Source organism: Oribacterium sp. (assembly GCF_057249185.1).
In genome coordinates this window covers 1-8354 of record NZ_DBHIGR010000097.1, presented here as the reverse complement: position 1 = coordinate 8354, position 8354 = coordinate 1, and the positions used below count along the sequence as shown (strand labels likewise).

Annotated in this window: 6 protein-coding genes and 1 pseudogene; 1 reads left to right on the top strand and 6 read right to left on the bottom strand. The window is 43.2% G+C overall.

Annotated elements, in window-relative coordinates; genetic code table 11:
- The 3 genes and pseudogenes from ACO4PX_RS06580 to ACO4PX_RS06570 all read right to left on the bottom strand — a co-directional run.
- Positions 1–195 (bottom strand): annotated as a pseudogene (locus tag ACO4PX_RS06580) (D-alanyl-D-alanine carboxypeptidase family protein); the annotation flags it as partial.
- 234 nt (positions 196–429) lie between these two features.
- Positions 430–1116 carry a ComEA family DNA-binding protein gene (locus ACO4PX_RS06575; RefSeq protein WP_485572037.1) on the bottom strand — a complete coding sequence of 229 codons (687 nt, stop codon included), beginning with the start codon at positions 1114–1116 and terminating at the stop codon, positions 430–432.
- A 386-nt stretch (positions 1117–1502) separates the two neighbouring features.
- A complete protein-coding gene (locus tag ACO4PX_RS06570; protein WP_314966202.1) occupies positions 1503–2135 on the bottom strand; it encodes a hypothetical protein in 633 nt (210 codons plus the stop codon).
- Between the two features lie 262 nt (positions 2136–2397).
- On the opposite strand from ACO4PX_RS06570, the gene ACO4PX_RS06565 reads away from it, so the two are divergent.
- On the top strand, positions 2398–4185 hold the full coding sequence (locus ACO4PX_RS06565; protein ID WP_485541283.1) for an aminopeptidase P family N-terminal domain-containing protein: 1788 nt from the start codon (positions 2398–2400) through the stop codon (positions 4183–4185).
- 104 nt (positions 4186–4289) lie between these two features.
- Here the strand turns inward: ACO4PX_RS06565 and gltA are convergent, their stop codons facing one another.
- From gltA to ACO4PX_RS06550, 3 genes are all read right to left on the bottom strand, one after another.
- The gene (gene gltA / locus ACO4PX_RS06560; RefSeq protein WP_455032124.1) at positions 4290–5678 is read right to left on the bottom strand and encodes an NADPH-dependent glutamate synthase; all 1389 of its coding nucleotides are present in this window, start codon (positions 5676–5678) and stop codon (positions 4290–4292) included.
- A gap of 12 nt (positions 5679–5690) precedes the next feature.
- Positions 5691–6572 carry a sulfide/dihydroorotate dehydrogenase-like FAD/NAD-binding protein gene (locus tag ACO4PX_RS06555; protein WP_040649567.1) on the bottom strand — a complete coding sequence of 294 codons (882 nt, stop codon included), beginning with the start codon at positions 6570–6572 and terminating at the stop codon, positions 5691–5693.
- A 233-nt stretch (positions 6573–6805) separates the two neighbouring features.
- Positions 6806–8200 carry a glycine--tRNA ligase gene (locus ACO4PX_RS06550; RefSeq protein ID WP_485572036.1) on the bottom strand — a complete coding sequence of 465 codons (1395 nt, stop codon included), beginning with the start codon at positions 8198–8200 and terminating at the stop codon, positions 6806–6808.
- Between the last annotated feature and the right edge of the window lie 154 nt (positions 8201–8354).

Below are 8354 nucleotides of genomic sequence, written 5' to 3'. Positions count from 1 at the left end.
ATTCCCCTGATTATTATAAAGAAGGTCTTCAATATACTGGTAGGTGGGATCCTTGCCTCTTCCTACACCGTTTCCATTAACGGAAACCGGACCGTAGTCTGAAATTCCGTAAACTCTTTCCTCTGCATAAATCAATGTACTCTGTACTATGGATAATAACAAAACCATAGAGCACAAGCTTTTTTTGATTCCCATTCTTTTTCTCATCTTTCCCTGATTACTTCTTCCTCTAATATTTTAACTTTTTAAAAGAAAAGTCCATCCCTTCCTGTTAAAAATTTTACTATTTCACTTGAATCCCAACCCCTCTTTCCTATTTCTCTATTCATAATTTCGGAATACGGGAAAACATTTTCATCATAAAGGGCAAAGCAGAAAAGCACAAGGGATAAAGCTTACAAAATCATGTCAACTATTCGCCGGCCTTTGTTACACACAGATATCCGCCTTGATTTTTTCAAATATTTTATCTCCGATTCTCTTTACATTCTTAATTTCTTCAATGCTGGAAAATCCGCCGTATTCCTCCCGGTAACGGATGATATTTTTTGCCGTGGCGGGACCAATCCCTTTTAAGCTTTCCAGCTCCTGCTCTGTAGCGGTGTTGATATTGATTTTCTTTTCCTTCTGATTTTGTTGAATTCCTCCTTGACCGTCTTCTATGCCGGCTACTTTCTTTTCACCATCCACTCCAATTTCCGCTTTACTTTCTTCTTTGCTTTCTTCTTGACTTTCTTCTTGACTTTCTTCTTTACCAATCTCCGGATTATCTTCTTTTTTCGCCTTTTTACTCCATTCTAGGTTTTCTTGCTTTTGGCACTTTTCTTGGTTTTCCACTTCTAATGGTTCTTCTATTTTTCGATTTTCTCGTCCCTCTTGCTTTTCTTCTGCAGTTTTGCTCTGCTCTTCCGGCAGCTTTACCTTTCTCTTTGCCTCTAAGCTTTCATAAGCGCCCCGGGCCAGAAACGCTTCTTTCTCTTCCCCCGCTGTACCCCTATAGATAATCTTTCTTTCCCGTTCCTGATTCATCAAAAATAAAAAGCCCAGAAGCATAAGCATCAGAAGCAATAAAATAATCCTTCCCCGTCTCAGGGAAGACAGACATAAATTGGGCATAAGAAGCTCCTTTCTGAAAAATGAATAGATAGTAGAATTCTTGAAAAAATGAACAGATGGCAGAATACTTGAAAAAATGAATAATTGGCAGAATACTTGAAAATGAACTAATAAATAAATGAATGATTCGTTGAAAAATAGAATACTAAAAAAGAAAGGTATAGATGAAAATAAGAAAACGTGAAAACAAATGGATAGATAAAAATAAAAATCTTTGAAAACGGATGAATAAAAAACAGATAAAAACGAGAAGAATAGAATCTAAAAGAACTAAAAAAGAAATTTACAAGCTATAGTATACCATAATCTTCCCTACAAATTCTCTTCGAATAAAGAATTTATAGGGAAGATTATTGCCATAAAAAAATTTTAAAAAACAGAAAAGGCTATGCTTCCGATTCCTTCTCTGCCAAAATCAGCTCTTTGGCATAGGGTAGCGTCTTAATCCAATCGCAGAAGGTATGCCATTCTTCTAACTTATGGCTCTTTCTGGAAAAATACATATTGATAAGACTCTCGTAATTCATGGTACAGGTCCGCATTTGCTGATAAGAGCTGGGAAGCAACTGGATAATGGTGTACCAATCCTCCTTGTTTTTCTTCTCCAGAAAACGAAGACGAATGCGTTCCAGATCCTCCACGGTTCTTTTTAAACTCTCCAGCCCTTCCTCTGTGAGATGGTCATGGGAAAAGTCCTCTATACTAAATTCCTTAGAATGAATTTTGTGCATGGTAGAGGTGGAATTTGCTACAGTTGCCACCTTATACGTGTCATACTCCTTCCACCAATAAAGAGGAGCCGTAATGTCCACGGAGACAAAGATTTGGCGGATAAACTTTCTATGATCGGAACCGGCCAGTCGTAAACGTCTTGCCAGATTCATGTCATTAGGTCCCAGCTGGTAATTTCCCTCTTCATCATAATAAGAGTCCGCCCTATCCCAGGAATTCATAGGATTTCTGGCACCTCTCATGGCATTTTCTATATTCATTACGGATGTTCTTTCACACTTTAACATAGCTCTTCCTTTCTCATGCAAAACTGATGGCAGTATAACATGGGACGTTTTTCTAAGCCAGACTAATATAGCTTTTTAGAATACTTTTAGCCTTTTTCCTTTATAGCGCGATTACTCCGGACTTTCGCTTCCGTTATTTTTTTAGAACATTTTTCCTAAAAATCAAAGTTTATCCCCCTATTCTTTAGCCTTTTTGAGCAAATCGTGCTATAATACACTACAGCGTTTGGTTTTTATACTTGAAGAATTATGGAGGTAGAACATGACAGTACCTGAGAGACTTTCCGCACTTCGTAAGATTATGAAGGAAAAAGGCATTACTATGCTGATTGTCCCCACTGCGGATTTCCATCAAAGCGAATATGTTGGAGAGCATTTTAAAGAGAGAATGTTTATCACCGGATTTACCGGTTCTGCCGGAACTGCTCTTATCGGTTTAGAGGAAGCAAGACTTTGGACTGACGGTCGTTATTTTATCCAGGCTGCTAAGCAGTTGGAAGGAACCACCGTTGAGCTGATGAAGATGTTCGAGCCGGGAGTACCCAGTCTGGAGGCCTTCTTAGAGGAGCATTTGAAGGAGGGCGATACCCTTGCCTTTGATGGTCGTGCCGTATCCGTAGGAGAAGGACAGGAATACGCTCGTATTGCCGAGAAAAAGAAAGCTAAGATTCTCTATGACGAGGACTTTGTGGATCCGGTTTGGAAGGATCGTCCGGCACTTTCCGAAGAGCCTGCCTTTGATTTGGATGAAAAATATGCCGGTGAAAGTGTAAGCAGTAAGATGGCTCGTATTCGTAAGGAAATGGAAGATGCGGGATGCAATACCCATATCGTTTCCACTCTGGATGATACCTGCTGGACTCTGAATATCCGCGGTAATGATATCGAGTTCTTCCCTCTTGTTCTCAGCTATGCCATCATTCGCATGGATCGTTTCGACTTATACATTGATGAAAGAAAACTGGACAAGGCTTTACAGGAAAAGCTGGCTAAGGACGGTGTGGTACTTCATCCCTACAATGCCATTTACGAGGATGTAAAGAAGCTTTCCGACAAGGATATTGTCATGATTGATCCGAGCAAATTAAACTATGCTCTCTTCAACAATATTCCCAAGTCCGTAAAAACCGTGGAAAAGAGAAATCCTGCCATCTTAATGAAGGCTATCAAGAATCCTGTTGAGATCGAGAATATTCGTAAAGCGCAGATTAAGGATAGCGTTGCACACCTTCGCTTTATGAAGTGGCTTAAGGAAAATATCGGCAAGATTAAGATTACAGAGATGTCTGCCGCAGCAAAGCTGGATGAGTTCCGTGCCGAGATGGGCAACTTTATTCGTCCAAGCTTCGAGCCCATTTCTTCCTTTGGTCCTCATTCCGCCATTGTGCACTACACCTCTTCTCCTGAAACCGATGTGGAATTCCATACCGGAACTCTTTACTTGAGTGATACCGGAGCAGGCTTCTATGAAGGTTCCACCGACATTACCAGAACCTTTGCTTTGGGAGAGGTTCCTCAGCAGATGAAGGATGATTTTACTTTGGTTGCTATCAGTAACCTCCACCTTGCCAATGCGAAGTTCTTGGAGGGATGTACCGGTCTGGTATTGGATATCCTTTCTCGTCAGCCATTCTGGGAGAGAAACTTGAACTTTAACCATGGTACAGGCCACGGTGTAGGATATCTTTTGAACATCCATGAAGGCCCTGCAGGCTTCCGTTGGAAATTCCGTGCCGGAGAAACTGAAGTACTTCAGGAGGGTATGGTGATTACCGATGAGCCGGGATTCTATGTGGAAGGCTCCCACGGTATCCGTCTGGAAAATGAACTTCTCGCCAGAAAGGGAGAGAAGAACGAGTATGGACAGTTCATGTATTTTGAAACCATCTCTCTGATTCCTTTCGACCTGGATGCCATCAATCCGGATATGTTAAATGCTGAGGATAAGAAGCTCTTAAACGACTACCATGCAAGAGTTTATGAGACCATTGCTCCACTGCTTAAGGAAGACGAGAAGGAATTCTTAAAGAAGTACACCAGAGCAATCTAATATATGCTTCTATATTAAAACGAGCTATCGCACTGTACGAGCGCGATAAGCATGAATAAAAAAGTAGAGCAGGTTCATCCTGCTCTACTTTTTTTATTCATTGCTTACTTATTCGATAAATACTCGTGAATTCCCTTTGCTGCCGCTTTTCCTGCACCCATAGCCAGAATAACGGTTGCAGCACCGGTTACCGCATCACCTCCGGCATAAACCGCCTGCTTGGTGGTTTCTCCGTTTTCTTCCTTGGCGATAATACATCCTCTTCTGTTGGTATCCAATCCCTTGGTAGTTTCACTAATCAGCGGATTGGGAGATGTTCCCAGAGACATAATTACCGTATCACAGTCAATCACATACTCGGAACCGGGAATCTCTACAGGTCTTCTTCTTCCGGAAGAATCCGGCTCTCCAAGTTCCATCTTGATAACACGGATGCCGGTTACCCAGTCATTTTCGTCCACAAGGATTTCTACCGGGTTCTGTAAAAGGTCGAAGATAATTCCCTCTTCCTTGGCATGGTGTACTTCCTCCACTCTGGCAGGAAGCTCCGCCTCGGAACGACGATATACTACATGAACCTCTGCACCTAATCGAAGAGCTGTTCTTGCCGCATCCATAGCAACGTTACCGCCGCCCACAACCACAACCTTCTTTCCGGCCTTCATCGGAGTATCTGAATCCTCTCTGTAAGCCTTCATCAGGTTGTTTCTGGTTAAGAACTCGTTAGCGGAGTAAACGCCGTTAGCCGTCTCTCCGGGAATATTCATAAACTTCGGAAGTCCTGCACCTGTTCCTAAGAACACTGCGTCAAATCCCTCTTCCTCCAAAAGCTCATCCACGGTAATGGAACGTCCTACGAAAACATTGGTAAGAATCTTTACCCCCAGCTTCCGTACATTCTCAATTTCAGGGCCAACGACTTTGGTCTTGGGAAGACGGAACTCCGGAATTCCATACTGAAGAACTCCTCCCGGCTCATGAAAGGCTTCGAAGATGGTTACATCATAGCCTAACTTCGCCAAATCTCCCGCACAGGTTAAACCGGAAGGTCCTGCACCGATAACAGCTACTTTCTTGCCGTTGGGAGCTCCTGCCTTGGCTGCCATATAGTTATGTTCTCTTGCCCAGTCCGCTACATAACGCTCCAGCTTTCCGATAGATACAGGCTCTCCCTTAATACCGCGGATACAAACACCTTCGCACTGGGTTTCCTGAGGACAAACTCTACCGCAAACCGCCGGCAACGCGGAGGACTCTGCAATAATATCTGCTGCCTTCTCAATATTGCCTTCTTTAATCTGGCTAATGAAATCATTAATCTGAATAGAAACGGGACATCCCACTACGCACTTCGGATTCTTACAGTTCAAACAACGCTCTGCCTCTTCCTTAGCCTCTGCATCGTTGTATCCCAAGCATACCTCTTCAAAGTTTCTTGCACGTACCTTCGGCTCCTGTTCTGCCACAGGAACCCTCTTCATCATATTTGCCATAATTCCCCTCCCTTAGTTGCAGTTTCCACATCCGCCATGGGACTTTTCTGCTTCCAAAAGTTCCAGTAATGCTTTACCTTCTTCGGCCTTATAGGTCTGTTGTCTCTTCATTGCCAGATTAAAATCTACCAGGTGTCCGTCAAACTCCGGTCCGTCCACACAAGCAAACTTTACCTGGTCTCCAACAACCAAGCGACAAGCACCACACATTCCTGTTCCGTCAATCATAATGGGGTTCATGGAAACAATAGTGGGAATTCCCAATTCTTTCGTGGTAAGGGCGGCAAACTTCATCATGATTACCGGTCCGATGGCAATACAACGGGTATACTTCTTCCCCTCTTCATTGACCAGCTTCTTTAATACATCGGTAACCACTCCCTTGGCTCCGTAGGAACCGTCATCCGTGGTAACATAAACATTCTTAGCTACAGAACGAAGCTCCTCTTCCATAATCAGAAGATCCTTATTTCTGGCTCCAAGAATGACATCCGCCTCAATGCCTCTTTCGTGTAACCACTTTACCTGAGGATATACCGGAGCAGCTCCCACTCCGCCGGCAATGAAAATCAGATTTTCCTTTTTTAACTCTTCCGGACTTAATTCCACAAGCTCGGAAGGTCTGCCTAAGGGTCCTACAATATCTGTGAAGTAGTCTCCTACTTTCAGATGACTAAACTTCTCTGTAGAAGCGCCTACAACCTGGAACACAATGGTAATGGTTCCTTTTTCCTTATCGTAGTCTGCAATGGTGAGGGGAATTCTTTCTCCCAACTCTCCCAGCTTTGCAATCATAAACTGGCCGGGCTCCGCCTTTCTTGCTACATAGGGCGCCTCCACGTCCATGAGCCAGTCCTTGTCAACGAGATGCTCAACTCTTGTGATCTTGTACATGCTCTCCTCCATGTTTCTTTCCTACGAAAAACGCGTTTCGTAGACCTGTTCTTTCTGATTAGTGTAGCAGAATTTACAGTAAAATTCATCTATAAAACAGCATTTTATTCACAGTACACAAAATCGAAACTTCTTTCTTGTGTAAAGCAAAAAAGGAATGATGTTTTTTTCAGCAATTTTATTGTAGCAAATAAAAAATTTTTTTCCTGTTTTTTATTTATGCAAGACCTTCTTTAATAGGCTAATTTCTCGGCAAAGTAAGACTGCAATTCACTGATAGGAATTCTCACCTGCTCCATACTGTCTCTTTCTCTTACGGTAACCGCATGATCCTCTTCAGACTGGAAATCATAGGTTACGCAATAGGGAGTTCCGATTTCATCCTGTCTTCTATAACGCTTTCCGATGTTTCCACGATCATCGTACTCACACATCCAATACTTGGACAATTCCTCGTGAATCTTCTCTGCCCCTTCTCCCAGCTTCTTCGCAAGGGGAAGAACTCCAATCTTAATCGGAGCCAAAGCCGGATGGAAACGAAGGACAGTTCTTTCATCTCCTCCTTCCAATTCCTCCACATCATAAGCCGCACAGAGGAAAGCCAAGGTTACACGATCTGCTCCTAAAGAAGGCTCTACAACATAAGGAAGATAATGCTCATTGGTCTCGTCATCGAAATACTTCATATCCTGGCCGGACACCTCTTCATGACGGGATAAATCATAATTGGTTCGATCCGCAATTCCCCACAGCTCGCCCCAACCGAAGGGGAAGAGGAACTCCAAGTCTGTGGTCGCCTTGGAATAGAAGGAAAGCTCTGCCGCCTCATGGTCTCTTGCCCGAAGCATTTCCGGCTTCATGCCTAAATTTAGAAGCCATTTCTGGCAATAATCCTTCCAATAGTGGAACCACTCCAAGTCTGTGTCCGGTTTACAGAAAAACTCCAGCTCCATCTGCTCGAACTCTCTGGTACGGAAGGTAAAGTTTCCGGGGGTAATCTCATTTCGGAAGGACTTTCCGATCTGCGCAATTCCGAAGGGCAGCTTCTTTCGAGAGCTTCTCTGCACATTTTTAAAGTTTACAAAGATTCCCTGTGCGGTTTCCGGACGAAGGTAAACCGTATTCTTTGCATCCTCCGTAACACCCTGAAAGGTCTTAAACATCAGGTTAAACTGACGAATAGGGGTAAAATTGTGCTTTCCGCAGCTGGGGCAGGGTACTTCATGGGAAGTAACGAAATTCTCCATCTCTTCCTTGGACCAGGCATCCACGGAGCCCTCCAACGGAATATTGTGGCTTTCGCAGAAGTCTTCAATTACCTTGTCCGCACGAAAGCGCTCACGACACTCTTTACAATCCATTAAAGGATCGGAAAAGCCTGCCAAATGTCCGGATGCCACCCAGGTTTCCGGATTCATCAGAATGGCACAGTCAATACCTACATTGTACTTGGATTCCTGCACGAACTTCTTCCACCAAGCCTTTTTGATATTGTTCTTTAACTCTACCCCTAAATTTCCATAGTCCCAGGTATTTGCAAGCCCACCATAAATTTCAGATCCCGGATATACAAATCCTCTGGTTTTTGCTAATGACACAATGGTGTCCATGGTATAATTTTTTGGCATTTTTCTCTCTCCAGTCTATTTCTGCTTTCCCCAACGTTTCCTTTTACTTCTTCTATCCTACAAAGACTCTTCTCCTTATTCTTTGTAAAATTATCTGTTATTATACATCAAGCCTGAGGTCTTTGGAATATCCACAGCCCATCCCCGAGGAAAC